Annotated in this window: 22 protein-coding genes and 1 pseudogene; 12 read left to right on the forward strand and 11 right to left on the reverse strand. The window is 72.0% G+C overall.

Annotated elements, in window-relative coordinates; genetic code table 11:
• A pseudogene (locus tag ACFYZB_RS13885) lies at positions 1 to 178 on the forward strand (IS200/IS605 family accessory protein TnpB-related protein); the annotation flags it as partial.
• 57 nt (positions 179 to 235) lie between these two features.
• Here the strand turns inward: ACFYZB_RS13885 and ACFYZB_RS13890 are convergent.
• The 3 genes from ACFYZB_RS13890 to ACFYZB_RS13900 all read right to left on the reverse strand — a co-directional run bounded on the left by ACFYZB_RS13890 (position 236) and on the right by ACFYZB_RS13900 (position 1,722).
• A complete protein-coding gene (locus ACFYZB_RS13890; RefSeq protein ID WP_388758132.1) occupies positions 236 to 988 on the reverse strand; it encodes a hypothetical protein in 753 nt (250 codons plus the stop codon).
• A 99-nt stretch (positions 989 to 1,087) separates the two neighbouring features.
• Positions 1,088 to 1,381 (reverse strand): MTH1187 family thiamine-binding protein, encoded by a 294-nt coding sequence (locus ACFYZB_RS13895; RefSeq protein WP_351216113.1) that lies wholly within the window; start codon positions 1,379 to 1,381, stop codon positions 1,088 to 1,090.
• On the reverse strand, positions 1,378 to 1,722 hold the full coding sequence (locus ACFYZB_RS13900; protein ID WP_351216111.1) for a DUF3817 domain-containing protein: 345 nt from the start codon (positions 1,720 to 1,722) through the stop codon (positions 1,378 to 1,380). Before ACFYZB_RS13900 ends, ACFYZB_RS13895 begins: the two co-directional genes overlap by 4 nt.
• 160 nt (positions 1,723 to 1,882) lie before the next feature.
• Here ACFYZB_RS13900 and ACFYZB_RS13905 point away from each other — a divergent pair, with 160 nt between their 5' ends.
• The 4 genes from ACFYZB_RS13905 to ACFYZB_RS13920 all read left to right on the forward strand — a co-directional run bounded on the left by ACFYZB_RS13905 (position 1,883) and on the right by ACFYZB_RS13920 (position 4,552).
• Positions 1,883 to 2,515 carry an AIM24 family protein gene (locus ACFYZB_RS13905; protein WP_351216170.1) on the forward strand — a complete coding sequence of 211 codons (633 nt, stop codon included), beginning with the start codon at positions 1,883 to 1,885 and terminating at the stop codon, positions 2,513 to 2,515.
• Positions 2,516 to 2,517: 2 nt separating this feature from the next.
• Complete coding sequence (locus ACFYZB_RS13910; RefSeq protein ID WP_388758135.1) at positions 2,518 to 3,168, forward strand: AIM24 family protein; 651 nt, start codon at positions 2,518 to 2,520, stop codon at positions 3,166 to 3,168.
• Positions 3,169 to 3,221: 53 nt separating this feature from the next.
• The gene (locus ACFYZB_RS13915; protein ID WP_351216107.1) at positions 3,222 to 3,983 is read left to right on the forward strand and encodes an AIM24 family protein; all 762 of its coding nucleotides are present in this window, start codon (positions 3,222 to 3,224) and stop codon (positions 3,981 to 3,983) included.
• 92 nt (positions 3,984 to 4,075) lie between these two features.
• Positions 4,076 to 4,552, forward strand: coding sequence for a MarR family transcriptional regulator (locus ACFYZB_RS13920; protein ID WP_351216105.1), 477 nt, complete (start codon positions 4,076 to 4,078; stop codon positions 4,550 to 4,552).
• Positions 4,553 to 4,694: 142 nt separating this feature from the next.
• Here ACFYZB_RS13920 and ACFYZB_RS13925 read toward each other — a convergent pair whose 3' ends face one another.
• From ACFYZB_RS13925 to ACFYZB_RS13935, 3 genes are all read right to left on the reverse strand, one after another.
• Entirely contained in the window at positions 4,695 to 5,888 is a 1,194-nt protein-coding gene (locus ACFYZB_RS13925) for an MFS transporter (RefSeq protein WP_388758137.1), read from the reverse strand.
• A gap of 151 nt (positions 5,889 to 6,039) precedes the next feature.
• Complete coding sequence (gene meaB / locus ACFYZB_RS13930) at positions 6,040 to 6,996, reverse strand: methylmalonyl Co-A mutase-associated GTPase MeaB (RefSeq protein ID WP_351216101.1); 957 nt, start codon at positions 6,994 to 6,996, stop codon at positions 6,040 to 6,042.
• Between the two features lie 51 nt (positions 6,997 to 7,047).
• Positions 7,048 to 8,247: an acetyl-CoA C-acetyltransferase gene (locus tag ACFYZB_RS13935; RefSeq protein ID WP_351216099.1), complete on the reverse strand. Its 1,200-nt coding sequence runs from the start codon at positions 8,245 to 8,247 to the stop codon at positions 7,048 to 7,050.
• A 149-nt stretch (positions 8,248 to 8,396) separates the two neighbouring features.
• Here ACFYZB_RS13935 and mce point away from each other — a divergent pair, with 149 nt between their 5' ends.
• The 5 genes from mce to ACFYZB_RS13960 all read left to right on the forward strand — a co-directional run bounded on the left by mce (position 8,397) and on the right by ACFYZB_RS13960 (position 16,578).
• Entirely contained in the window at positions 8,397 to 8,837 is a 441-nt protein-coding gene (gene mce / locus ACFYZB_RS13940) for a methylmalonyl-CoA epimerase (protein ID WP_055704832.1), read from the forward strand.
• Between the two features lie 205 nt (positions 8,838 to 9,042).
• Positions 9,043 to 12,924 carry a polarized growth protein Scy gene (gene scy / locus ACFYZB_RS13945; protein ID WP_388758140.1) on the forward strand — a complete coding sequence of 1,294 codons (3,882 nt, stop codon included), beginning with the start codon at positions 9,043 to 9,045 and terminating at the stop codon, positions 12,922 to 12,924.
• Between the two features lie 182 nt (positions 12,925 to 13,106).
• Complete coding sequence (locus tag ACFYZB_RS13950) at positions 13,107 to 14,042, forward strand: cellulose-binding protein (protein WP_228623609.1); 936 nt, start codon at positions 13,107 to 13,109, stop codon at positions 14,040 to 14,042.
• 245 nt (positions 14,043 to 14,287) lie between these two features.
• Entirely contained in the window at positions 14,288 to 15,694 is a 1,407-nt protein-coding gene (locus ACFYZB_RS13955; protein WP_388758143.1) for an ABC transporter ATP-binding protein, read from the forward strand.
• Positions 15,691 to 16,578 (forward strand): ABC transporter permease subunit, encoded by an 888-nt coding sequence (locus tag ACFYZB_RS13960; RefSeq protein WP_388758145.1) that lies wholly within the window; start codon positions 15,691 to 15,693, stop codon positions 16,576 to 16,578. Before ACFYZB_RS13955 ends, ACFYZB_RS13960 begins: the two co-directional genes overlap by 4 nt.
• 268 nt (positions 16,579 to 16,846) lie before the next feature.
• Here ACFYZB_RS13960 and ACFYZB_RS13965 read toward each other — a convergent pair whose 3' ends face one another.
• Positions 16,847 to 17,179 carry an ATP/GTP-binding protein gene (locus ACFYZB_RS13965; protein ID WP_388758147.1) on the reverse strand — a complete coding sequence of 111 codons (333 nt, stop codon included), beginning with the start codon at positions 17,177 to 17,179 and terminating at the stop codon, positions 16,847 to 16,849.
• A gap of 221 nt (positions 17,180 to 17,400) precedes the next feature.
• Here ACFYZB_RS13965 and ACFYZB_RS13970 point away from each other — a divergent pair, with 221 nt between their 5' ends.
• Entirely contained in the window at positions 17,401 to 18,429 is a 1,029-nt protein-coding gene (locus tag ACFYZB_RS13970; RefSeq protein WP_388758149.1) for an LLM class flavin-dependent oxidoreductase, read from the forward strand.
• A gap of 115 nt (positions 18,430 to 18,544) precedes the next feature.
• Here ACFYZB_RS13970 and ACFYZB_RS13975 read toward each other — a convergent pair whose 3' ends face one another.
• Positions 18,545 to 18,937, reverse strand: coding sequence for an SCO5389 family protein (locus ACFYZB_RS13975; protein ID WP_030656147.1), 393 nt, complete (start codon positions 18,935 to 18,937; stop codon positions 18,545 to 18,547).
• Positions 18,938 to 19,213: 276 nt separating this feature from the next.
• Here ACFYZB_RS13975 and nucS point away from each other — a divergent pair, with 276 nt between their 5' ends.
• Positions 19,214 to 19,885 carry an endonuclease NucS gene (gene nucS / locus ACFYZB_RS13980; protein ID WP_351215623.1) on the forward strand — a complete coding sequence of 224 codons (672 nt, stop codon included), beginning with the start codon at positions 19,214 to 19,216 and terminating at the stop codon, positions 19,883 to 19,885.
• A 14-nt stretch (positions 19,886 to 19,899) separates the two neighbouring features.
• On the opposite strand, the gene ACFYZB_RS13985 is transcribed toward nucS, so the two are convergent.
• From ACFYZB_RS13985 to ACFYZB_RS13995, 3 genes are all read right to left on the reverse strand, one after another.
• Positions 19,900 to 22,323: an ATP-binding protein gene (locus tag ACFYZB_RS13985; protein WP_388758588.1), complete on the reverse strand. Its 2,424-nt coding sequence runs from the start codon at positions 22,321 to 22,323 to the stop codon at positions 19,900 to 19,902.
• Between the two features lie 296 nt (positions 22,324 to 22,619).
• Positions 22,620 to 22,943 (reverse strand): STAS domain-containing protein, encoded by a 324-nt coding sequence (locus ACFYZB_RS13990; RefSeq protein ID WP_100828269.1) that lies wholly within the window; start codon positions 22,941 to 22,943, stop codon positions 22,620 to 22,622.
• Between the two features lie 164 nt (positions 22,944 to 23,107).
• Positions 23,108 to 23,956, reverse strand: a complete 849-nt coding sequence (locus ACFYZB_RS13995; RefSeq protein WP_388758152.1) for a 3-hydroxyacyl-CoA dehydrogenase family protein — start codon at positions 23,954 to 23,956, stop codon at positions 23,108 to 23,110.
• Between the last annotated feature and the right edge of the window lie 499 nt (positions 23,957 to 24,455).

The raw sequence follows: 24,455 nt of genomic DNA on the forward strand, positions 1-24,455 counted from the left end.
CCAGGCCGACCGGCGTGTCCCTGGGCGCGAGGGACCCCGCCCCCGCATCCCCGGACCACGGACACGATCCGTGCCGCCGGACGCGGCGAGTACGCGGGCGACCAGGGCATCCACAACCGTTCGGGGTGTCCGCAGTGACCAGGCGTGGGTCCAAGACTCACTCCCGCTCACTGATTAGGAACGGTGGCACTGACAGGCTCCGGGGAGATGCGCCGATCCTGAGGGGCGCGGGCCGTCACCCGTACGCCTCGAGCCGGCGCAGCACCCGGGGCGTACGCGCCTGGGTGACCGGCGCCCGCAGACACCGCCGCGCGGCGGGCGTCCCGGCCAGCGGTGCCTTGAAGACCGCGAGCGAGCCGCCGACGACCAGCACCAGCGGGCACAGATAGGCCACGGTGTCCGCGAAGGACCCGAAGAGCCGCAGCAGCGACTCCAGCCCGAGCCCGGTCAGACACACCGTGAGGACCAGCGCGCGCACCGCCAGCTCGACGAGCCAGTTGACCAGGGCCCGTTCCGGAGTGATCCCGCGCTCCAGCCACAGCCGGAGCCGGTCGAAGGACCACGCCGTCGCCCAGCCGGTCAGCGGCCGCAGCAGCACCCGGTCGGCGACCGCGCCGAACGCTCCCCCGCGGGCCCGGTAGTCGTACCCGGTGAGCAGGCGCACGCCGTGCGCGTCGGGCACGTAGCGCCAGTAGGCGCTCGCCTCGGCAACCGGGGAGAGCGGGTGCGAGGAGGAGAAACGCAGGGCGCACACACGCGTGCCGTCGGGGCGGTCCTTCTCGCCGGCGGCGACGCCGGTGGCGGGCACGGTGAAAAGCGGCAGTACCCGCCACGTGCAGGTGAAACGCCGCGGCTCGCCCGCCATGGCCGGGAGCGGGGCGATCGACGTGAAGCGGAGGTCCCAGCGCAGGCGCGTGACGGGGTCCTGGGTGCGCGCCCACACCTCGTCGAGGTCGGCGCGTATGTGTGTCTCTCGGTAGAGACCCATGGTGTTCCCCCAGGCCAGAACGTGAAGTTGAGCGATCGCTCGGATGATCAGGAGGGGAACGTACACCTCCGCCCACGACCGCTCAAAAAAGGGGGCCGACTACTGCGCGAGGTGCCGTTCGACGGTCTCGACCTTGGAGGTGAGTCCGTCGGTCACGCCGGGGCGGATGTCGGCCTTGAGCACGAGCGACACGCGCGGGGCGCGCTCCTCCACGGCGGCGACGGCGCGCTTGACGACGTCCATGACCTCGTCCCACTCGCCCTCGACGGAGGTGAACATGGCGTCGGTGCGGTTGGGCAGCCCCGACTCGCGGACCACGCGGACGGCGTCGGCGACGTACTCCCCCACGTCCGCGCCGACGCCGAGGGGCGTCACGGAGAAGGCGACGATCATGCGTTCACGATTCCTTCCTTGCGGGCGCGGGCCGCGATGACCTCGTCCTCGGCGGCACGCTTGAGCTTGCGCTCGGCGAAGAAGCCGCCGGTGGGCAGCACCGAGAGGACGAAGTAGAGGAGCCCGGTCCGCAGCGGCCACTTGGTGCGGTTCCAGGCGTCCGCCCAGAAGATCACGTACAGGATGAACAGGACGCCGTGGACCGCGCCCATCACGGGGACCGCGTTGAAGTCCGTGGTCCGCTTCAGGACCGAGCAGACGAGCAGGATCAGGAAGGACACGGCTTCCGGGGCCGAGACCAGGCGGAGGCGGCGGAGGGCGGAGGCTGTCTTGAGGTCCACTGGTCACCTTCGGTGGGAGAGACGTCCACAGTTTGTGAACGGAAGCACAAGCGAGGCCCCATTGTGGCAAACGGCGCCCGTAGGGGTCCGCTCAGGGTCGGTGTCCACCTATGGGCCCTGTTCCGTCCACCCGCGGCGCCGCTACTTTCGCTGCGTGGCGATGTTCCGACTGCAAGGCAGCAAGGTGCTCGCCGTCGACATGACCGGGGACGCCGTGAAGGCGAAGAACGGCTCGATGGTCGCGTACGACGGGCAGATGAGCTTCAAGAAGCTCACCGGTGGGGGCGAGGGACTGCGCGGGATGGTGACCCGGCGGCTCACCGGCGAGCAGATGACGGTGATGGAGGTGAAGGGGCACGGCACCTGCTGGTTCGCGGACCGGGCCTCGGAGATCAACCTGGTCGCCCTCCAGGGGGACAAGCTGTATGTCGAGTCGAGCAACCTGCTGGCGACCGACGCGGGGCTGCGCACGGGCACGACGTTCACCGGGCTGCGCGGCGCCTCGCAGGGCAACGGCCTGTTCACGACGACCGTCGAGGGGCACGGGCAGGCCGCGCTCCTGTCCGACGGGCCGGCGGTGGTGCTCCGGGTCACCCCGCAGTACCCGCTGATCGTCGACCCGGGCGCCTACATCGCCCACCAGGGCAGCGTCCGGCAGTCCTTCCAGTCCGGAGTGACGTTCCGCACGTTCCTCGGGGAGGGCGGCGGCGAGGCCTTCCAGATCCGCTTCGAGGGCGACGGACTGGTGTACGTGCAGCCGAGCGAGCGGAACACGATCGCGGGGGATCTGTAGCCATGGCGTTCCGGGAGATCAACTCGAAGATGGTCGAGGCGACCGTGCTGCCCGGGCAGCGGCTGTTCAGTCAGCGCGGGGCGATGCTCGCCTACAAGGGGGACGTGTCCTTCACGCCGAACATCCAGGGCGGCCAGGGCGGGCTGATGTCCATGATCGGGCGCCGGGTGACGGGCGAGGCGACCCCGCTGATGACCGTCGAGGGCAGCGGCACCGTCTTCTTCGGGCACGGCGGTCACCACGTCCACGTGATCCACCTGACCGGCGACACCCTCTACGTCGAGGCCGACCGCCTGCTCGCCTTCGAGGGCACGCTCCGGCAGGGCACGATGTTCATGGGCTCCCAGGGCGGGGTGATGGGCCTGGTCCGCGGCCAGGTCACCGGACAGGGCCTGTTCACGACGACCCTCCAGGGCCAGGGTTGCGTCGCCGTGATGGCGCACGGCGGCGTCTTCGAGATCCCGATCACCCCGCAGCGCCCGGTCCACGTCGACCCGCAGGCGTACGTCGCCCACCACGGCGAGGTCCGCAACAAGCTGTCCGCCGCGCTGGGCTGGCGCGAGATGGTGGGCCGCGGTTCCGGCGAGGCCTTCCAGCTGGAGCTGAGCGGCAACGGCACGGTGTACGTCCAGGCGTCGGAGGAGAAGCTGTGAGCGCGTACGGAAGCACGTACGGCACCCCCGGCGGCCCGGTGGTGCACGACCCCATGACCCTGCCCGCCGACGACAACGTGAACAAGTACACGTTCTGTGTCGAGCTCAAGAGCGGGCAGTGGTTCCTGCAGAAGGGGAAGATGATCGCCTACTACGGGGCGATCGAGTTCAACGGCATCGGGCACGGCCGACTCGACCGGCTCGTCCGCACCTCGTTCCATTCGCCACTGCACGCGAGCGACTGGGTCGTGGCGGCGGGCTCGGGCAAGATGCTCCTCGCCGACCGGGCCTTCGACGTCAACTCCTACGACCTGGACGACGGGAACTTGACCATTCGCGCGGGCAACCTGCTCGCTTTTCAGCCAAGTCTCGCGCTCAAGCAATCGATCGTGCCGGGTTTTCTGACCCTTATCGGAACCGGAAAGTTTGTGGCCGCATCTAACGGTCCGGTGGTGTTCATGGAACCTCCGATCCGGGTCGATCCTCAGGCGCTCGTCGGGTGGGCCGACTGCCCGTCGCCGTGCCATCACTACGACCACGGATATCTGACGGGGGTACTGGGCGGTCTACGTGCGATGACTGGCCTGGGCGGGGTATCCGGAGAGGAGCACCAGTTCGAGTTCGTGGGCGCCGGGACGGTCCTGTTGCAGTCGACGGAGACCCTCATGGAGGAGGCGGCGACGGGTGTCGTTCCGTCCGAACCCGGGGTGCCCGGGGGTGGCGGAGCGGCACCGGGCGGACACGGTCCGCAACCCTCGGGTCAACCGCGCCTTCCCGGACAGCTGGGAGACCTCCAGCGCCGCTTCGGGCTGTGAGCGGTAGTCTGCGGAGGGTGACATCGAACGCGTGCGCACTGTCACACCACCCAAAGTAGTTCGCCATTCAACTTCTTAGGTAGACTTCATACATGGAGACCGAGACGGCCACGCGCTGGCTGACCGATGCGGAGCAGTGCGCCTGGCGCACCCACCTGGAGGTCAACAGGCTGTTGACGTACCAGCTGGAGAGGGATCTGCAGCCGTTCGGCCTGACAATGAACGACTACGAGATCCTCGTGAACCTGTCCGAGTCGGACGACCACCGGATGCGGATGAGCGACCTCGCCTCCGCGACCCTGCAGTCGAAGAGCCGGCTGTCGCACCAGATCACGCGGATGGAGAACGCGAACCTGGTGCGCCGAGAGAACTGCGAGTCCGACCGGCGGGGGCTGTACGCCGTGCTGACCGAGCATGGCATGGACACGATGAAGAGGGTGGCGCCACATCATGTCGCCTCCGTGCGGCGGCACTTCATCGACCTGCTGTCGCCGGAGGCGTTGACGGACCTGGACAAGGCACTGAAGCCGATCGCCGAGCACCTGAGGGGGCAGCGGGGGCGTCCCTGAGCTCGGCTCATCGGCTCGGGGTGGGGTAGTGGGGCCGGGGGGTTGGGGTGGGTGTTGTCTGCGCCCACCCGTACCGCCTGGGGGTGCCCAGGCCCTTGCGGTGCACTGGGGAGACGGACCGCCCGTAGCGGCAACGGCGGCTTCAGGCGCGAGACCCGGTGACGGCGGACGGCACGACGGCGCCGATCAGAGCCGCGCCCCCGGCCAGGACGAAGCACAAGGGCAGCGGCATGTGCCCGATGAGCAGCCCCGTGACCATCGCCCCGCCCGAACTCCCCGCGTTCACCCCCGTGTTGACCCACGCCCCGGCCCGCGTCCGCGCCCCCTCCCCCGCCACCTCTGCGGCCAGCAGGTACGCCGTGGTGAGCGCGGGAGCGATGAACGCGCCGGCGCACACCATCGCGGCCAGCAGGCTCCACACTCCCGGTGCCAGCCCCGCCCCGGCGATCACCACACCGAGAGCCGCCGCGAAGCGGCACAGGCGGGTGCGGGCCGGGGCCCGCCAGCGGATCACCCCGTTGAGCAGCCCGCCCACCGCGCTGCCCGCCGAGAGCGCGCCCATGGCCCAGGACACCAGGGCGGTGCCGTAGGAGTGCTGGGCGGCGAAGGCCATGACCAGCAGGTCCACACCGCTGAGGGCCAGCCCGAGGCCCGTGGCGACGGCGACCGGCGCCGACAGCCCGCCGAGGGCGCCGGTGCCCCGACCGGGCGCGGTGGCGGGGCGCGGGCCGGGCAGGGCCGGGGAGGTGGCGAAGACACCGGTGCCGCCCACGACCAGCAGCGCGCTCAGCAGGATCCCGGCGGCCGGCGGAGCACAGCCGCTCAGGACGCCGACCAGCACGGGACCGGTGACGTACAGCAGTTCCTCGGCGACCCCGTCGAGGCTGTACGCCCGCTGCAACAGGCCCGGCTCCGCCACCAGTTCCGACCACAGCGCGCGCATGGCCGGGCCCAGCGGGGGCGCACAGGCGCCGGCGAGGGCGGCGGTCGCGGCGAGGGCCGGGGCGGGGGCGCCCGGGCGCCAGGTCAGCGCGGCGAGGACGCAGAGCAGACCGCCGTACAGGGTGGCCATGGGCGGCAGGGCGCGGCGCGGGCCGTGGCGGTCGATCAGCGAGGCCCTGAGGGGTGACAGGAAGACGGTCGTGGCGCCGAACAGGGACAGTACGGCGCCGGAGACGGCGTAGGAGCCGGTGGCACGGGTGACGGACAGCAGCACGGCCAGGGAGACCGTGCCGTAGGACAGGCGGGCGATGAGGGCGGAGGCGAAGGCGCGGCGGGCGTGCGGCACGCGCAGGACGGCGGCGTACGAGGGCCGCGCGGGGGCATGCGTGGACATGCTGGAGTTCCTCTGGTGGAGGCGGAAGAGGGGACACCGAGGGACGCGAGGGCCGGTCGTTCGTCGGCCTCGCGGTCCGGTGCCGCTCTACGCCACGGAGAGGAACATGCCCGCCAACTTACCAGTGGGGTCCGTCGGTTGGCGACCGCCTTCAGCCCTGGGTCAGGCCCGCCACCAGCTGGTCCGCCGCGCGGTACGGGTCGAGCTCACCGGCGACGATCCGCTCCGCGAGCGCGCTGAGCCGGCTGTCGCCGTGGAGGTCGCCGATGCGTTCGCGCAGGGCCGTCACCGCGATGGTCTCCACCTCACGGGCCGCACGGGCCCTGCGGCGCTCCGTCAGGACGCCGCGCTCCTCCATCCACGCGCGGTGTTTCTCCAGCGCCTCCACGACCTCGTCGACGCCCTCGGCGCGGGCCGCGACCGTCTTCACGATGGGCGGGCGCCAGTCGCCGGGGCCGCGGGACTCGCCGAGGCCCAGCATGTGGTTCAGTTCGCGGGCGGTGGCGTCGGCTCCGTCCCGGTCCGCCTTGTTGACGACGTAGACGTCGCCGATCTCCAGGATGCCCGCCTTCGCCGCCTGGATGCCGTCGCCCATGCCGGGGGCCAGCAGGACCACGCTGGTGTCCGCCTGGGAGGCGATCTCGACCTCGGACTGGCCGACGCCGACCGTCTCCACCAGGATCACGTCGCAGCCCGCCGCGTCCAGCACGCGGATCGCCTGGGGCGCGGCCCAGGCCAGGCCGCCCAGGTGGCCGCGGGTGGCCATGGAGCGGATGTACACCCCGGGGTCCGAGGCGTGCTCCGACATCCGCACCCGGTCGCCGAGCAGGGCGCCGCCGGAGAAGGGGGACGACGGGTCGACGGCCAGGACGCCGACCCGCCTGCCCTGCTTGCGGTACGCCGTGACGAGCGCGGAGGTGGAGGTCGACTTGCCGACGCCCGGGGAGCCCGTCAGGCCGACCACATACGCGTTGCCGGTCAGCGGGGCCAGCGCCGCCATGACCTCCCTGAGCTGCGGGGACGCCCCCTCCACGAGGGAGATCAGCCGGGCCACGGCCCGCGGCCGGCCTTCCCTGGCCTGGGCCACCAGAGAGGAGACGTCCTGCATCAAACAACTCCGTTCGGTTCACAGACGTACAGACGCGTGCAACGAGGGTGGTTACGCCTTCGGTACCCGCACGATCAGCGCGTCACCCTGGCCGCCGCCACCGCACAGCGCGGCCGCGCCGACCCCGCCGCCGCGCCGCTTGAGCTCCAGCGCCAGGTGCAGCACGAGCCGGGCGCCGGACATGCCGATCGGGTGGCCCAGGGCGATCGCACCACCGTTCACGTTCACCTTTTCGGTGGACACGCCGAGGTCCTTCATCGACTGCACGGCGACCGCGGCGAAGGCCTCGTTGATCTCGATGAGGTCCAGGTCGGAAACCTCCAGGCCGTCCTTCTTCAGCGCGTGCAGGATGGCGTTGGACGGCTGGGACTGCAGGCTGTTGTCCGGTCCGGCCACATTGCCGTGCGCGCCGATCTCGGCGAGCCAGGTCAGACCCAGCTCCTCGGCCTTGGCCTTGCTCATCACGACCACGGCGGCCGCGCCGTCCGAGATCTGGGAGCTCGTCCCCGCCGTGATCGTGCCCTCCTTGCTGAAGGCCGGGCGCAGCTTGCCCAGGGACTCCACGGTGGTGTCGCCGCGGATGCCCTCGTCCTTGCTGAACAGGACCGGGTCGCCCTTGCGCTGCGGGATCTCCACCGGGGTGATCTCGGCCTCGAACAGGCCGTTCTTCTGCGCGGCGGCGGCCCGCTGGTGGGACAGGGCGGCGATCTCGTCCTGCTCGGCGCGGCCGATGCCGAGGCGGGTGTTGTGCTTCTCCGTGGACTCGCCCATGGCGATGCCCTCGAAGGAGTCGGTCAGGCCGTCGTACGCCATGGCGTCGATCATCTGGACCGCGCCGTACTTGAAGCCCTCGCGGGACTTCGGCAGCAGGTGGGGGGCGTTGGTCATGGACTCCTGGCCGCCCGCCACGACGATGTCGAACTCGCCGGCGCGGATCAGCTGGTCGGCCAGCGCGATGGCGTCGAGGCCGGAGAGGCACACCTTGTTGATGGTGAGCGCCGGGACGTTCATCGGGATGCCGGCCTTCACGGCGGCCTGGCGGGCCGGGATCTGGCCGGCGCCTGCCTGGAGCACCTGTCCCATGATCACGTACTGCACCTGGTCGCCGCCGATCCCCGCACGGTCGAGGGCGGCCTTGATCGCGAAGCCGCCCAGATCGGCTCCGGAGAAGGACTTGAGAGAGCCCAGAAGTCGTCCCATGGGCGTACGCGCGCCCGCGACGATCACCGAGCTGTTCGTTCCAGAAGGCATGAGCTGCGATCCCCTTACCGGCCTGCCCAGGCCGAGGAGTGAACGAGGGTTTACTTCGAATGTACTGATGGCACTCCGTGCCGTCATCGGCCTGTCAGTGTGATCGCTCGCACGTTGCGCAACCACCGCCGTAGCGCTGCACTGAATCCATGCTGACGCGAATCGACCACATCGGGATCGCCTGCCACGACCTCGACGCCACCGTCGAGTTCTACAGGGCCACCTACGGCTTCGAGGTGTTCCACACCGAGGTCAACGAGGAACAGGGCGTGCGCGAGGCCATGCTCAAGATCAACGAGACCTCGGACGGCGGCGCCTCCTACCTCCAGCTGCTGGAGCCGACCCGCGAGGACTCCGCGGTCGGCAAGTGGCTGGCGAAGAACGGGGAGGGTGTCCACCACATCGCCTTCGGTACCGCGGACGTGGACGGCGACGCCGCGGACATCCGGGACAAGGGCGTACGGGTCCTGTACGACGAGCCGCGGCGCGGCTCCATGGGGTCGCGGATCACCTTCCTGCACCCCAAGGATTGCCACGGCGTGCTCACAGAACTGGTCACTTCGGCCCCTGTTGAGTCCCCTGAGCACTGACCCCCGTACATAAGGGCCGGTAGGGTTGGGGGCGGTCGTCCCCGAAACCGGGGACGACCGATGCCGGGGTCCGGGTTTCGGGGGACGAGCGTCGGGGCAGCAGCCCGTGCTCCGCCGTTGATCTGACACCATTCCCCGGGGGCCCCGTTCGGCGGAGGACGAGGCTCGTTGGAGAAGCTGACCAGGGGACGGATGGGACCGCGCAGTGCGGGGCTACGAGAGCCAGGAGCGAGAGCCGGCGGCTGACGTCGACCACCTCTCTCGGTTCGAGGCCGAGATGAAGCGGCTGAAGACCGAGCGGGAGAAGGCGATCCAGCACGCCGAGGACCTCGGCTACCAGGTCGAGGTGCTGCGCGCCAAGCTGCACGAGGCGCGCCGCACCCTGATGACCCGGCCCGCCTTCGACGGCGGTGACATCGGCTATCAGGCCGAGCAGTTGCTCCGCAATGCCCAGATGCAGGCCGACCAGCTGCGTCAGGACGCCGAGCGGGAGCTGAGCCAGGCCCGCGCGCAGACCCAGCGCATCCTGCAGGAGCACGCCGAGCAGGCCGCCCGGCTCCAGGCCGAACTGCACCAGGAGGCGGTGACCCGGCGCCAGCAGCTCGACCAGGAGCTGGCCGAGCGCCGCGCCACGGTCGAGTCGCACGTCAACGAGAACGTGGCCTGGGCGGAGCAGCTGCGCGCCCGCACCGAACAGCAGGCCCGCCGGCTCATGGACGAGTCCCGCGCCGAGGCCGACCAGGCGCTGGCCACCGCCCGCGCCGAGGCCGAGCGGCTGACCCGGGAGGCCCGCGAGCGGCTGCAGAGTGACGCCGAGGCGGCCCGTGCGGAGGCCGAGCAGCTTCTGCGCCGCGCCCGCACGGACGCCGAACGCCTGCTGAACGCCGCCTCCCAGCAGGCCCAGGAGGCCACCGACCACGCCGAGCAGCTGCGCACCGACGCGGCCGGCGAGTCGGACGCCGCACGCCGGCAGGCCACCGAGCTGAGCCGGGCCGCCGAGGAGCGGATGGCGGCGGCCGAGGAGGCGCTGCGCAAGGCGCAGGCCGAGGCCGAGAAGCTGGTCACGGAGGCGGAACAGGCCGCGGCCAAGACCCTCTCCAGCGCCGAGGCCGCGGGCGAGGCCCGCACGCGTACGGCGAAGGAGCAGGTCGCCCGGCTGGTCGAGGAGGCCACCAAGGAGGCCGAGACCACCCGGTCCGAGGCCGAGCAGCTGGTCGCGGACGCCCGTGCCGAGGCCGAGAAGATCGTCGCCGAGGCCGCCGAGAAGGCCCGCACGATCACCGCCGAGGAGAGCGCGACCCAGCTGTCCAAGGCCGCCAAGACCGCCGAGGACGTGCTGAACAAGGCCTCCGAGGAGGCCAAGCGGACCACCAGGGCCGCCGCCGAGGAGGCCGAGCGGATCCGCACCGAGGCCGAGGCCGAGGCGGACCGGCTGCGCGCCGAGGCGCACGACATCGCCGCGCAGCTCAAAGGCGCGGCGAAGGACGACACCAAGGAGTACCGCGCCAAGACGGTCGAGCTGCAGGAGGAGGCCCGCCGGCTGCGCGGCGAGGCCGAGCAGCTGCGCGCCGACGCGGTCGCCGAGGGCGAGTCGATCCGCGCGGAGGCGCGCCGGGAGGCGGTCGCGCAGATCGAGGAGGCGGCCAGGTCCGCCGAGGAGCTGCTGGCCAAGGCCAAGGCGGACGCAGACGAGCTGCGGCAGACCGCGACCACCGACAGCGAGAAGGTCCGCACCGAGGCCATCGAGCGGGCCACCAGCCTGCGCCGGCAGGCCGAGGAGACCCTGGACCGGGCCCGCAAGGAGGCCGAGCGGCTGCGTGCCGAGGCCGACGAGCAGGCCGAGTCCGTCAAGGCGGACGCCGAGACCGCGGCGCGCGAGCTGCGCGCGGAGACCGAGCGCGCCGTCGAGGCCCGCCGCGCCGAGGCCGCCGGGGAGCTGACCCGGCTGCAGACGGAGGCGCAGGACCGGCTGGAATCGGCCGAGCAGGCGCTCACGGATGCCCGCGAAGAGGCCGGCCGGATCCGCCGCGAGGCCGCGGAGGAGAGCGAGCGGCTGCGCGCCGAGGCGGCCGACCGGATCCGCACGCTGCAGCAGCAGGCCGAGGCCGAGGCCGACCGGCTGCGCACCGAGGCCGCGTCCGACGCGTCCGCCTCCCGCGCCGAGGGCGAGGCCGTCGCCGTACGGCTGCGTTCGGAGGCCGCCGCCGAGGCCGAGCGGCTGAAGGCGGAGGCCCAGGACACCGCGGACCGGGTGCGCGCGGAGGCACAGGCCGCCGCCGAACGGCTCGGTGCCGAGGCGTCGGAGACCCTGGCCGCCGCCCAGGAGGAGGCCGTCCGGCGTCGCCGCGAGGCCGAGGAGACCCTCGGTGCCGCCCGCGAGGAGGCCGAGGAGGAGCGCCGGCGGGCCCGTGAGCAGAGCGAGGAGCTGCTGGCCTCCGCCCGCAGGCGCGTGGAGGAGGCACAGGCCGAGGCGACCCGGCTGGTCGAGGAGGCCGACCGGCGCGCCACCGAGATGGTGTCCGCCGCCGAGCAGCACGCCCAGCAGGTGCGGGACTCCGTCGCCGGGCTGCACGAGCAGGCGCAGGAGGAGATCACCGGGCTGCGTTCGGCCGCCGAGCACGCGGCGGACCGGACGAAGCGGGAGGCCGAGGAGGAGGCGGACCGGGTCCGCGCCGACGCCTACGCCGAGCGGGAGCGGGCGAGCGAGGACGCGAGCCGTGTCCGCCGCGAGGCGAACGAGGCGTCGGAGGCCGCCAAGGCGCTGGCCGAACGTACGGTCGCGGAGGCGATGGCGGAGGCCGAACGGCTGCGCGCGGACGCCGGCGAGTACGCCCAGCGGGTGCGCACCGAGGCCTCGGACGCGCTCGCCGAGGCCGACCAGGCCGCCGCCCGGACCCGGGCGGACGCCCGCGAGGACGCCAACCGGATCCGTTCGGACGCGGCGACCCAGGCGGACACCCTCATCACGGAGGCCCGTAACGAGGCCGAGCGCCTGCAGAACGAGACGCTCGCCGAGGCGGACCGGCTGCAGACGGAGACCGCCGCCGAGGCGGACCGGGTGCGCGCGGAGGCCCTGGCAGCCGCCGAGCAGCTCCTCGGGGACGCCGCCGGCGAGGCCGAGCGGCTGCGCGCGGAGGCCGCCGAGACCGTCGGCTCGGCGCAGGCGCACGCCGAGCGGGTACGGGCGGAGGCCGAGCAGCTCAGGGCGGACGCGGAGGACACAGCCGAACGGCTGGTCACCTCCGCCCGCGAGGAGGCCGAGCGGACCCTGGACGAGGCCCGCAAGGAAGCCAACAAGCGGCGTTCGGAGGCGGCCGAGCAGGTCGACACGCTCATCACCGAGACCACGGCCGAGGTCGACAAGCTGCTCGGCGAGGCGCAGGAGCAGGCGCTGAAGACCACCGCGGACGCCGAGTCGCAGGCCGACACGATGGTCGGCGCGGCCCGCAGCGAGGCCGAGCGGATCGTCTCCGAGGCCACGATCGAGGGCAACTCGCTGGTGGAGAAGTCCCGTACGGACGCCGACGAGCTGCTGGTCGGCGCCCGCCGGGACGCGACCGCGATCCGCGAGCGCGCGGAGGAACTGCGCGACCGCATCACCACCGAGATCGAGGAGCTGCACGAGCGGGCCCGGCGCGAGGCCGCCGAGACGATGAAGTCCACCGGCGACCGCTGCGACGCCCTCATCAAGGCCGCGGAGGAGCAGCTGGCCAAGGCGGAGGCGAAGGCCAAGGAGCTGGTCTCGGAGGCCAACTCCGAGGCGGGCAAGGTGCGCATCGCCGCCGTCAAGAAGGCGGAGGGGCTGCTCAAGGAGGCCGAGCAGAAGAAGGCCAGTCTCGTCAAGGAGGCCGAGGAGCTCAAGGCCGAGGCGATCCGCGAGGCGCGGCGCACGGTCGAGGAGGGCAAGCGCGAGCTGGAGATCCTGGTGCGCCGGCGCGAGGACATCAACGCCGAGATCTCCCGGGTCCAGGACGTCCTGGAGGCGCTCGAGTCCTTCGAGGCGCCGACGTCGGGCAAGGACGGCTCGGTCAAGGCCGGCGCGACGGTGGGCGCCCCCCGATCGGGTGGCAAGTCGTCAGACGGCTAACCTGAGCGGTGCGTTCCGGTAACGTCTGGGGGCTTTGCCCGAGTCGTTGGCAAGCCCTCCGGCGGTCAGCCACCCAAAAGAGGTGCCATTCTCCAGATCAAAACCGTATCCGCTCGATGACACACCGCTTCGGCCCCTAGGATTCCCCTTATCACCTCACCGGTCTCATTGACAGGAACCCCATGAGCGACACTTCCCCCTACGGCTTCGAGCTTGTGCGGCGTGGGTACGACCGCGCTCAGGTGGACGAACGTATCTCCAAGCTCGTCTCCGACCGTGACAGTGCTCTCGCCCGCATCACCGCCTTGGAGAAGCGCATCGAGGAGCTCCACCTCGAGACGCAGAACGCCCAGGCCCAGGTCACCGACGCCGAGCCGTCGTACGCGGGTCTCGGTGCCCGGGTCGAGAAGATCCTGCGGCTGGCCGAGGAAGAGGCCAAGGAACTGCGTGAGGAGGCCCGGCGGGCGGCCGAACAGCACCGAGACCTCGCCGAGTCCGCGGCCCAGCAGGTCCGCAACGACGCCGAGTCCTACGCCGCCGAGCGCAAGGCCAAGGCCGAGGACGAGGGCGTCCGGATCGTCGAGAAGGCCAAGGGCGACGCCGCCCAGCTGCGTACCGAGGCGCAGAAGGACGCGCAGTCCAAGCGCGAGGAGGCGGACGCCCTCTTCGAGGAGACCCGCGCCAAGGCCGCGCAGGCCGCCGCCGACTTCGAGACGAACCTCGCCAAGCGCCGCGAGCAGTCCGAGCGCGACCTGGCCTCCCGTCAGCAGAAGGCCGAGAAGCGGCTGGCGGAGATCGAGCACCGCGCCGAGCAGCTGCGCCTGGAGGCCGAGAAGCTGCGCACCGACGCCGAGCGCCGGGCCCGCCAGACGGTGGAGACCGCCCAGCGCCAGGCCGAGGACATCGTGGCCGACGCCAACGCCAAGGCCGACCGCATCCGCTCGGAATCCGAGCGCGAGCTCGCCGCGCTGACCAACCGCCGCGACTCGATCAACGCCCAGCTGACCAACGTCCGCGAGATGCTGGCGACCCTGACGGGCGCCGCGGTGGCCGCCGCGGGCACGCCGGGCGACGACGAGCCCATCTCCCGTGGGGTGCCGGCGCAGCAGTCCCGGTAACGCTTCCGCACACACGCGCTCGACGAGTCGAAGCCCCCTGCCGCTCCGGTGGCAGGGGGCTTCGTCCTGGCGTGGCCGCGTTCTTCCGTGATCGCCGCGCTCACCGGCGGTCACGCAGTGCTCAAGGACCGGGACGCACAGCTTTACTTTCTCTTGGGTGGAACCGTCAGCGCCTCGGTATCCTCCTAACCCTTACGGGGGCGTGGTGCGCCCTGCTGTCCTGAACCTTTCGATGGGTGCGGAGCATGATCGAGGCTGTCGGCCTGACCAAGCGCTACGGCGACAAGACCGCCGTGTACAACCTTTCCTTCCAGGTGCGGCCCGGGGCCGTCACCGGCTTCCTCGGGCCGAACGGCTCGGGCAAGTCGACGACGATGCGGATGATCCTCGGGCTGGACAACCCGACGTCCGGCTCGGTGACGATCGGCGGCTACCCCTACCGCAAGCTGCCCAACGCCCCCCGCCAGGTCGGCGCGCTGCTCGACGCCAAGGCCGTGCACGGCGGCCGGAGTGCCCGCAACCATCTGCTGAGCCTCGCCCAGCTGTCGGGCATCCCGGCCCGGCGCGTGGACGAGGTGCTCGGGGTGGTCGGCCTGCAGGACGTGGCACGCAAGCGCTCCAAGGGCTTCTCGCTCGGCATGGGCCAGCGCCTCGGCATCGCGGCCGCGCTGCTCGGCGACCCGCAGGTGCTGCTGTTCGACGAGCCGGTCAACGGCCTCGACCCCGAGGGCATCCTCTGGGTCCGCAATCTGATGAAGTCCCTGGCCGCCGAGGGCCGTACGGTCTTCGTCTCCTCGCACCTGATGAGCGAGATGGCGCTGACCGCCGACCATCTCATCGTCATCGGGCGCGGCCAGCTGCTCGCCGACATGAGCGTGAAGGACTTCATCTCGGCGAACTCCGCCGACTTCGCCCGGGTGCGCACCCCGGACACCGAGCCGCAGCTGCGCGAGAAGCTCGGCACCACGCTCACCGAGGCGGGCGGCCATGTGCTGCCGGAGCAGGACGGCGCGCTGCGCGTGACCGGGCTGCCGCTGCCCCGGATCAGCGACCTCGCGCACGAGGCGGGGGTGCGGCTGTGGGAGCTCTCGCCGCACCAGGCCTCGCTGGAGGAGGCCTACATGCGGATGACGCAGGGCGCGGTCGACTACCGGTCGACCACCGACCAGAAGGCGGGCCTGCAGCAGCCGCTGCCGCCGGGCGCGCAGCCGCCGATGCCGGTGCCCGGCCAGGGCCAGCCCGGCTGGTACGCCCCGCCGCCGCCCCAGCAGGGCGGCCAGCCGTTCGCCATGCCGCAGGCGCCCGCGGGCGCGTACGGCGGCCCGCAGGCGCCCGGTTACGGCGCTCCCGGCGCTCCCGCCGGCGCGGGCGCAGGCGCCCCCAACCCCTACGCCCAGCCGCCCCAGCAGACGCCCCAGGCACGGCCGGCCGCCCCGGCCCCGCAGGCACAGCCGGCCGCCCCGGCCCCGCAGGCACAGCCGGCCGCCCCGGCCCCGCAGGCACAGCCGGCCGCCCCGGCCCCGCAGGCACAGCCGCCGGCGGCCCCGGCCGCCGCGGCACCGCCCGCGCCGCAGCAGGCGCCCCCCGCCGCCGCCCCGCCCGCCCCGGCCACCGCCCCCGCCGACCTGACCAAGCCCGAGGACGCCCGATGAGCACCCACCAGCCCCCGATGCCGCAGGCCCCGGCCGCCGCGCCCGACTGGCAGGCGGCGCCCGGCGGGTCATACCCCGGTTACACCTCGCCGATCCCGGTCGTGCGGACCCACCTCGGGCACGCGCTCGCCTCCGAGTGGACCAAGATCAAGTCGGTGCGGTCGACGATGTGGACGCTCGGTGTCTTCATCGTCCTCGTCCTCGTCATCGGCCTGATGGCCGGCTCGGTGGTCAGTTCCAACTCCGGGTCGGAGAGCCTGTCGGACCAGAACCCGCTCCAGTTCGGGTTCTTCGGCCTGCTCCTCGGCAGCATGTGCATCATCACGCTCGGCGTGCTGACCACGGCCTCGGAGTACGGCACCGGCATGATCCGTACGACGATGGTCGCCTGCCCGAGCCGGGGCCGGGTGCTCGCCGCCAAGGCGATCGTGTTCTTCGCCGTCGCCTTCGTGGTCACCCTGGCCACGTCCGGCCTCATGGCCATGATCCACGCGTCCATGCTGAAGGGCGTCGGCGGCGCCCGCACCCCCTCCGGCGGCGACTGGCTGAAGGCGACCGTCGGCATCAGCCTCTACATCGCGCTGCTCGGGCTGTTCTCGCTGCTCATCGGCTCGATCATCCGGCACTCCGCGGGCGCCATCACCATCATGATCGGCGCCGTGCTGGCCCCGCTGGTGATCGCACTGTTCATGGCCTCGCAGTCGCTGGCCAAGGTGCGGCAGTGGCTGCTGGAGTACTCCATCCCGAGCCAGATGAGCTGCTTCTACGACAACTCCCTGAGCAGCTCCGGCCCCACGGGCTGGGACCCGCTGTGGATCATGCTGGGTCTCTCGGCAGCCGCGTTCGCCGGCGCCTACGCGCTGCTGGAGAAGCGGGACGTGTGAGGTTCCGGCACCACTGACCGGCGCCGCGCGGCGGCCCGGTCACTCGACGACCCGAGGGCCTTCCCGGCCTGCGGTGGATGACACCATCCCCCGCCGCAGCCGGGGAGGCCCTTCGTGTTGCCGCACGCGCGCGGGGGCCCGGCGCATGTGTCGCGACAGGGGTCGGCGGTTCCCTGTGACGTCGGACGACGGGCCAGGCCCTCGCGGCTGCTGCGGTCGGACCGGAGGGCGCCCGACCGGTCCCGGGGCCGGGTCTGCCGGCGGACGGCTAGAACCTCGGCGCGTTACGGGACCGCTGTGCCCGGGTGGTGCGGCGGTCCTTTGCGTTCCAGCAGGCCTTGTGCCAGTGGCGGCGGTCGTCCACGCCCGCGTACTCCGGCCAGGCCACCACGTGCGGGACCCCGGAGGGGATCATCTGGTCGCAGCCCGGGCAGCGGTAGGTCTTGCCCTCGGCGCTCGCCCCGGCGACATGGCGCACGCTCCACTCCTCGCCCTGCCAGCTCTCGGTCGACTGCCAGCCGCCGTACCGGCCTGCGGGGTCGTCCTCGGCGCTCCGGCCCGACGATCCGGCTGCCTTCGGTCGGTTGCGACGCGGGGACACGGGACACCTCTCGGGGCTATACAGAAAGCACGGCTGTCTCCAGCCTACGCGCCGCCAAGTGGGGTACGGGTACGGAACCAACCGGCACAAGTCCCCCTCCGGGGCGACCCATTCTGCAGACAATCCGCAAATCTCTCCGCCGGGCCGTGTCCTGGGCACGTGTCAGACGGTTATGCCGGGTGGGGGAGCTCCGGGTCGGAGCCAAGGAAGCAGGAAATGCGATGTATGTAGGAAGTTTTGTGCTGGGCGCCCAGTTCCCGGGCCAGGGTCCCGGGGAGGCCCTGCACCGGGCGGTCCGCTCGGCGGAGGTCGCCGAGGAGGCCGGTCTTGACGCCGTGTGGCTGGCCGAGCACCACTTCGTGCCGTACGGCACGTGCCCGTCCGCCGTCACGCTGGCCGGGCTGCTGCTCGGCCGTACCCGCCGCATCCGGGTGGGCACGGCGGTCAGCGTACTGCCCACGACCCACCCGGTCGCCCTCGGCGAGCAGGCCGCGCTGCTGCACCTGACGAGCGGCGGACGGTTCAGCCTGGGTGTCGGGCGCGGCGGGCCCTGGGTGGACCTGGAGGTCTTCGGCACGGGCCTGGCGGCGTACGAACACGGGTTCCCGGAATCACTCGATCTGCTGCTGCGCTGGCTGCGCGAGCCGCGGGTCGGAGCGGCCGGGGAGCGGTTCCGGTTCCGCCAGGTGCCGGTCGTACCGCGCCCGTCGGAGGCGCTCACGGAGACCCCCGGACCGGAGGTCGTCGTCGCGTGCACCTCGCCGGCGAGCGTACGGCTGGCTGCCGAGCGCGGGCTGCCGATGCTGCTCGGCATGCACGTCGGGGACGAGGAGAAGGCCGAGATGGTCGACCTGTGGCGGCGCTGCGCCCGCGCGGCGGGCCGGCCCGGCGAGGAGATCGCGGGCGCCGCGCATGTCTCGGCCGGGGTGTGCCAGCTCGCCGACCGGCGCACGGACGCGGCGGAGACGCTCATGAAGGCCATGCCGGGCTGGCTGAAGCAGGGGCTGGAGGCGCATGTGACGGTCGACGGCCGGGAGCGCGCGATGCGCGACCCCTACGCCTACACCGAACTGCTCTGCGGACTGCACCCGGTCGGCACCCCGCGGCTGGCCGCCGACCGGCTCGCGGCCACCTCGGAGCGCACCGGCATCTCCCGTTTCGCCCTCCTGACGGAGGGCTCGGGCGATCTCGCCGCGACGGAGGAGAACCTGCGGCGGCTGGGCGCCGAGGTGCTGCCCCAGTTGCGCTGACCCGCACAACCCGCCGTCCGTCATGAGGGCTTGCCGCCCCAGCACTGAATGCACCTCCCGCGGGTGGAGCGGCAAGCAAGCGGCTCACAGCGTCGGCCGGACCGGGGCTGCCCCGTCAGCAGTCCCGAAGCTCCGGCGACTGGTTCAGCAACTGGCTGCGTACCGAGGTGAAGCGGGCCAACGTCTCGTCCACCGAGGCGTCCAGCGGGAACACCGCCACCCGGTGGCAGTTCTGGAAGGCCAGCCGCACACCGAAGTGCCGCTGCAGGGCGCCGCGGATGGCGTCACTCGCGAGCGCACGCAGCAGCTGACCGCGTGCCTGCTCGTCCGGCGGGGGCGTCTGGTTGTCGGCGAACGGTCCGCCGTCGACCTTCAGCTGGGCCACCAGGGAGCTGATCATCTCCCACGCGTAGGGCAGGGAGGTCCGGACGCAGTCGACGAATGCTGCTTCGTCGACCTCGCCTCGCTCGGCCTGTTCGAGTAGGGCCGGTGAGACGTCGAGCGACATGGGTTCTCCTCTCGCACCCCCGAAGAGCAGGGGTTGCCGGACAGATAGGGGAGTTCGCTATTTCGAACACGCTCAGTACATATACGGCGACCTCCCGTTTACTACGGTAGGCAACCGTCGGTGACCACACCAGCAGAATGCGTATATGGAACGGTCCCGTTACGGGCACAATCGGCCAGGGATGAACAAGAGTTTCCAGGGACAATTGGGACGATCGATCGGGTGCGGGGCAGGCGAATCGCGCGCACCGAGGGGCGTCGAGTAGCGTTGCCGACCATGCGTCTCGTCATTGCCCGATGCTCGGTCGACTACGCCGGCCGGCTCACCGCCCACCTGCCCTCGGCGCCCCGCCTGATCCTGGTCAAGGCGGACGGCAGCGTCTCCATCCACGCCGACGACCGGGCCTACAAGCCCCTCAACTGGATGTCGCCGCCCTGCACGCTGAAGGAGGGCACGGGCGAGGACGAGGGCGTGTGGACCGTCGTCAACAAAGCGGGCGAGAAACTGATCATCACGATGGAGGAGATCCTCCACGACTCCTCGCACGAACTCGGCGTGGATCCGGGTCTGATCAAGGACGGCGTGGAAGCGCACCTGCAGGAGCTGCTCGCCGACCGCATCGAGACGCTCGGCGAGGGATACACGTTGATCCGCCGCGAGTACATGACGGCCATCGGCCCGGTGGACATCCTGTGCCGCGACGCGGACGGCCGGACGGTCGCGGTGGAGATCAAGCGCCGGGGCGAGATCGACGGTGTCGAACAACTCACCCGCTACCTGGAGCTGTTGAACCGGGACCCGCACCTGGCCCCGGTCCGCGGCGTCTTCGCCGCGCAGGAGATCAAGCCCCAGGCCCGCGTGCTCGCCACGGACCGCGGCATCAACTGCCAGATCCTCGACTACGACGCCCTGCGCGGCATCGAGGACGACAAGCTCCGCTTGTTCTAGCGGAGCTGTCTACCTCACATCACCGTGCCCGAGCCGGTCGGCGTTCCCGTGCCCGTGCTCTGGGATGCGCTCGCCGGGCTGCTGGACGCCGGGCCGCTCGCCGTGTTCGTGGTGCTCGGAGGCGTGGTCGTGGGCGTCACCGTCGGGGTGGAGCTGTCCGTGGGCGACGGTGTGGACGTTCCCGTGCTCGACGGACTCGACTTGCTCGGTGTCGGTGAACCCGACTTGGTCCGGGACTTGGACGGGGTCGGGGTCGTGCCGCCGCCGCCCGTGCCCGTGGTGTGCCCCGGGTCGGCCGAGGGGGACGTGGCCGGCTGGGACGGGGTCGGGTCGTCCGTCGTGCCGTAGGTGCCCGGGCCCGTAGGGCGGGCGGCGGGTCGGGTCGGGCCGGTGCCCGCGGACGGGGTCTGGTTGGGGTCGGCGCCCAGGGTTCCGTCGCCCGTGCCCTGGCTCGCCGAGGGGTTGACGTCGACCTTGCCGGCCGGGTTCTTGTCGGCGTTCTCGTTGGACGTCATGCCCAGCGTGACGACCGTGCCCAGTACGGCGGCGAGCAGCGCACCGGAGCCGACCGCGACGAGGTTGCGGCGGGCGAGCCGCCCAAGGCCCCAGCCCCGCCCCGTGGCGGCCGGGAGCCGGGTCGTGACCAGGGGGTCCCCGAAGGGCACGTACGGCGGCGGCGCCGACTCCTCGTGCCGTACCTCCGGCAGCTCCTCCCCCGCCGTCGCGACGATCCCGGGTACGTCGCCCGAGCGGTCGGCGACCAGCGCGAGCGCCCGGCGCCCGGCGGTCGTGCCCCGCTTGTCGGCGAGCGCCCCGCGCAGCCCGATGGACGCCTCCAGCTCGGCGCGGGCCCGGTCGAGCTGGCCGAAGCAGAGCGCGAGAACACCCAACTCGTGGTGGAAATAGGCCTGTTCGGACACCTCACCGGCCAGCCGCGAGGCCTCCGCGCCGGAGCGCAGGGCCCGTTCCCAGGCGCTGAAGTGCAGCCCGGCGGCGAACGCGGGCGCGGCCGTGCGGGCGAGCCGTACCGCGCGGTTCTCCTCCCCCTCGGCGGACGGAGCCGGGTGCGGGACGATCACGGCGAGCGCGGCCAGGACCGCGTCCGCCTCCGCGCACACCCGCTGGGGAGTGACCGAGGGATGCCCGGCCCACCAGGTGTAGTGCTCGGCGGCGGCCAGCGCCTGGGCCGGGGCGTCGTCGGCGTACCCGGCGGCCTCCAGCTGGGTCTGCACACCGGCCGCGAGCCGGTAGCGGGCGCCGACCGGCGAGACCAGCCCGCAGCGCGCCAGCTCACCGAGGGCGGCGTCGGCGTGGGTGTCACCGATCAGCGCCGGCAGATGCGCCTGGTGCGGCACCTCACCGCCGAGGGCGACGGCGAAGCGCAGGGCCGCGCGGGCGGAGGCGCTGAGCCGGGAGGCGAGCAGCGGGGCGGGCGCGGCGGCCTCGCCGAGGGAGGGCAGCGGGACCTCGTCCGCCGGCTCCAGGGCCGGCTCGCCCGCATCGCGTACGTCCTCGAAGACGCCGTACTCGTCCACGGCTCCGGTGCTGGCCCGCAGTTCCTCGCGCTGCTGGAGCAGGGCGCCGGCCTGGACGAACCTGAGCGGCAGCCCCTCGGACTCGAACCACAGGTCGCCGGCCCAGTTGGCCTCCTCCTCGGTGAGGACGCGGCCGACGGCCCGCTCCAGGATCTCCACTCCGCCGGCGCGGTCGAGGCCGCTGAGGAAGACCTCCTCGACCGCGGACCCCTCGGAGGGCGCGGGCACGTCGGGGGTGGCGGCGATCAGGAACGCGCACTCGGGGGTGGTGTCGAGGAGTTCGTCGAGGGCGGTGCCGCCGAACTCGATGTCGTCCAGGACGACGACCGCGCCGATCTCGCGGACCAGTACGCGCAGTTCGTCCGGATCGGGACGGTGGCGCGGGGCGTCGTACACGGCGTGGAAGAGGTCGTGCAGGAGGTCGCTCACCGTGCGGTGGAAGCCGGTCAGGCGCACCACGCCGTCGGGTGCGAGGTCCAGGCAGTCCTCGGCGACCAGGTCCAGCAGGGCACTGCGGCCGCTGCCGCCGGGTCCGGTGAGCCGTACCGAACGGCCGCGGGCCAGCAGCCGCACCAGACGCTCGCGCTCGTCCTGGCGTTCCAGCAGGGAGAGCGCCGGCTGGGCGGGGCCGGGCGGCACGGGCGGGCGGGCGGCCCGCTCGGCCTCGGCGCGCTCGGCGGCGGTGCGCTTGCGGGGCTGCCCCGGGCGTTCGAACGGCGGGCAGGGTTCTATCTCGCTGCCGTCGACGGGGTTCACGGTCAGCAGCAGGTCGCCGGCCACGACGTGCGCCGTACGGGCGAGTACGGGCGTGCTCTGGCCGAAGTCGGAGGTCAGGGATTCCCGGGGCGGGCGGCGGCTCGCCGCATCGCCGTGCTCGTCGGGTCCCGGGTTGATCGGGTCCATGGGTTCCATGGGTTCAAACCCCCCAAAAGCGTCGTGTGCCCGTGGTTCCGGCCCCTCCCGGCCTTGTCGCACACCGCGCTGTCGCTTCTGGTCCGGACCCGCTCGATCGAGGGTTGCGAGGCGGCGGGCGACCGAACCCTAAACCTTCGCTCAGTATCGCCGACAGGGCGGGGTGCCATGCGGTCCGAGACATCACAGTCCGGTGAGGATTGCCCGCGTCGTGCGCTTCGACGGCTGCGCCCGGGTCTCGCCGGTCGCAGAAGTTCCCTCCCGCCCGGCTCACACCCGTACGTGCCTCACACGCGGGGCAGCGACTCCACCCCGATGCCGCCCTCGATGGCGAGGATGCGGTGCAGCCGGGTGGCCACCAGCAGGCGCTGCATCTGCAGCGGCACGCCGCGCAGCACCAGACGGCGGCCGCAGCGGCCGGCCCGCCGGTGGGCCCCCATGATCACCCCGAGTCCGGTGGCGTCCCAGGAGTCCAGTTCGGACAGGTCGAGGACGAGGTCGCCGACGCCGGTGTCGACGGCCGAGTGCAGGGCCGTACGGGCGTCCGCCGCGCTGCGGACGTCGAGGCGGCCCCCGACGACCAGCTCGGCGTGGTCGCCCCTGATATGCATATGCGCTCCCCGTTGAATGCGGTTGGCGGTACTCCGTGACGTTGCAACGTCTGACTGCGTGAGTGGTGGTGCGGTTGCTGTTTGTAAGCGAACCGATACCGAATTCACCCCGGGGGGTGATACCCCCGAGGGTGAGATCCGGCGAATGTCCGTACAGATGGTGCTCAGTACTTGTAGAAGCCCTGCCCGCTCTTGCGGCCGATGTCACCGGCGTCCACCATCCGGCGCATCAGCTCCGGCGGGGCGAACTTCTCGTCCTGGGACTCGGTGTAGATGTTGCCGGTGGCGTGCAGCAGGATGTCCACGCCGGTGAGGTCGGCGGTGGCCAGCGGGCCCATGGCGTGGCCGAAGCCCAGCTTGCACGCGAGGTCGATGTCCTCGGCGGTGGCGACGCCGGACTCGTAGAGCTTGGTGGCCTCCACCACGAGGGCGGAGATGAGCCGGGTGGTCACGAACCCCGCCACGTCCCGGTTGACGACGATGCAGGTCTTGCCGACGGACTCGGCGAACTCCCGTGCGGTGGCGAGGGTTTCGTCGCTCGTCTTGTAGCCGCGGACCAGCTCGACGAGCTGCATCATCGGCACCGGCGAGAAGAAGTGGACGCCGACGACCCGCTCGGGGTGCTCGGTGGCCGCCGCGATCTTGGTGATCGGGATGGCGGAGGTGTTGGAGGCGAGCACGGTGTCCGGGCGCACGATCTTGTCGAGCGCGCGGAAGATCTCGTGCTTGACCTCCAGCTTCTCGAAGACGGCCTCGACCACGATGTCGGCGTCGGCAGCGGCGTCCAGGTCGGTGGTCGGGGTGATCCGGGCCAGCGCGGCCTCGGCGTCACCGGCCGCCAGCTTCCCCTTGCTCACGAACTTGTCGTACGACGCCTTGATGCCGTCGGTGCCACGCTTCAGTGCCTCGTCGGTGACGTCCCGCAGGACGACGTCCCAGCCCGCCTGCGCGGCGACCTGAGCGATCCCGGACCCCATGAGACCGGCCCCGATGACGGCGAGCTTCCGTGCCACTCCGACTCCCTTGAACGCGCTCCAAGTCTGCTTCTCCGGCGGACCATAGCGCTCCGGAGCGACTGTGTGACCGTTAAGTAACGCGCGTCACGTCTCACTTGACGGACATCACACCGACAGGAGTACGACCGCCCCCGCCGAGCCCCGATCGGGTCGCGCCCGCGCGGCCCCCTCTTGGGTGTCGCTTCAGCACAGGAGGCCGCGCGGTTTTCCCCGTGCGATGTCGAGTGGCGCCTTGGGGCTTCCCATGATGGCCGTGTACGCCGTGGTTCGCGGGCAGACGCGGCTTTTCCCCTCAATCGGCTGAATCACCGTCATTTACCCGGCGCGCCGAGGGTGGCGCGGGGTAGCGCAACCCGGCTCTCGGGCTCATTGTTCCGTAACTCCATGATCACGTGGCGTGGCGGACGGAAGCGGGGTCATGCTGGCTCTCCCTCCCGACGGCGCTTCAGCACCGCTTGGCGGAGGGGCAGTTGGAGTGAGACCTGCTCACAGAAAC

The sequence above is a fragment of the Streptomyces sp. NPDC001852 genome (assembly GCF_042891825.1).
In the GTDB taxonomy this organism is placed as follows: Bacteria; Actinomycetota; Actinomycetes; order Streptomycetales; family Streptomycetaceae; genus Streptomyces.

Bases quoted from the DNA above. Each gene is read 5' to 3' on its own strand.
- ACFYZB_RS13925 (WP_388758137.1), bottom strand. From the start codon at position 5,888: ATGTCCACGCATGCCCCCGCGCGGCCCTCGTACGCCGCCGTCCTGCGC.
- ACFYZB_RS13975 (WP_030656147.1), bottom strand. From the start codon at position 18,937: ATGTCGCTCGACGTCTCACCGGCCCTACTCGAACAGGCCGAGCGAGGC.
- ACFYZB_RS13950 (WP_228623609.1), top strand. From the start codon at position 13,107: ATGAGCGACACTTCCCCCTACGGCTTCGAGCTTGTGCGGCGTGGGTAC.
- ACFYZB_RS13985 (WP_388758588.1), bottom strand. From the start codon at position 22,323: ATGGACCCGATCAACCCGGGACCCGACGAGCACGGCGATGCGGCGAGC.
- ACFYZB_RS13905 (WP_351216170.1), top strand. From the start codon at position 1,883: ATGTTCCGACTGCAAGGCAGCAAGGTGCTCGCCGTCGACATGACCGGG.
- nucS (WP_351215623.1), top strand. From the start codon at position 19,214: ATGCGTCTCGTCATTGCCCGATGCTCGGTCGACTACGCCGGCCGGCTC.
- ACFYZB_RS13970 (WP_388758149.1), top strand. From the start codon at position 17,401: ATGTATGTAGGAAGTTTTGTGCTGGGCGCCCAGTTCCCGGGCCAGGGT.
- ACFYZB_RS13890 (WP_388758132.1), bottom strand. From the start codon at position 988: ATGGGTCTCTACCGAGAGACACACATACGCGCCGACCTCGACGAGGTG.
- ACFYZB_RS13955 (WP_388758143.1), top strand. From the start codon at position 14,288: ATGATCGAGGCTGTCGGCCTGACCAAGCGCTACGGCGACAAGACCGCC.
- ACFYZB_RS13960 (WP_388758145.1), top strand. From the start codon at position 15,691: ATGAGCACCCACCAGCCCCCGATGCCGCAGGCCCCGGCCGCCGCGCCC.
- ACFYZB_RS13895 (WP_351216113.1), bottom strand. From the start codon at position 1,381: ATGATCGTCGCCTTCTCCGTGACGCCCCTCGGCGTCGGCGCGGACGTG.
- mce (WP_055704832.1), top strand. From the start codon at position 8,397: ATGCTGACGCGAATCGACCACATCGGGATCGCCTGCCACGACCTCGAC.
- meaB (WP_351216101.1), bottom strand. From the start codon at position 6,996: ATGCAGGACGTCTCCTCTCTGGTGGCCCAGGCCAGGGAAGGCCGGCCG.
- ACFYZB_RS13935 (WP_351216099.1), bottom strand. From the start codon at position 8,247: ATGCCTTCTGGAACGAACAGCTCGGTGATCGTCGCGGGCGCGCGTACG.
- ACFYZB_RS13910 (WP_388758135.1), top strand. From the start codon at position 2,518: ATGGCGTTCCGGGAGATCAACTCGAAGATGGTCGAGGCGACCGTGCTG.
- ACFYZB_RS13990 (WP_100828269.1), bottom strand. From the start codon at position 22,943: ATGCATATCAGGGGCGACCACGCCGAGCTGGTCGTCGGGGGCCGCCTC.
- ACFYZB_RS13920 (WP_351216105.1), top strand. From the start codon at position 4,076: ATGGAGACCGAGACGGCCACGCGCTGGCTGACCGATGCGGAGCAGTGC.
- ACFYZB_RS13915 (WP_351216107.1), top strand. From the start codon at position 3,222: ATGACCCTGCCCGCCGACGACAACGTGAACAAGTACACGTTCTGTGTC.